Annotated in this window: 1 pseudogene; it reads right to left on the bottom strand. The window is 45.4% G+C overall.

Annotated features, from left to right (window positions below):
• Positions 1 to 502 (bottom strand): annotated as a pseudogene (locus HMPREF1495_RS01285) (N-acetylmuramoyl-L-alanine amidase family protein); the annotation flags it as partial.

Raw genomic sequence — 502 nt, 5'->3', positions numbered from 1 at the left:
GTCCGAGTTCTGAATATCCCGGATTCTCTCCTACCTGTGAATAAAGTAACCATTGGTCCGCATACATTGCTCCGTCATCACCGAAGTAGTATATTGCACTCTTAAACGGATTGTCATCTTCTACCGCTTTGCCCTCTGCATCAAAGAATCCTGTCTGCATTACTCCCTCTTCATCGAAAAGATATCTCTTTCCGTTGATTTCATGAGTATATACTCTGCCGTCTCTGCCCTTGTACGCTTTTCCGTCGGCACCGAAGTAATACCATGCATCATTATCGTCGATATCTTTTGCAAGAACCCAACGATTAGCCGCCATTACACCGTCGGCATCCAAATAATAAATGCCGTCTCCTACGGTAACGATTGAATCTTTTACCATGTTACCGTCATCACCCAGATAATACCATGCGTCACCCGACTTTCTCCAAGCCTCGGACACTGCATTATTGGCATTGTCCAGATATCTCCACTCACCGCTTGAGTTATCCCATCCTTCTGCATG

Origin of the sequence: Lachnoanaerobaculum sp. MSX33 (genome assembly GCF_000512995.1) — a bacterium.
GTDB lineage: Bacteria > Bacillota > Clostridia > Lachnospirales > Lachnospiraceae > Lachnoanaerobaculum.
Note: the sequence above shows the minus strand (reverse complement) of the source record. Positions and strands in the feature narration are given on the sequence as shown.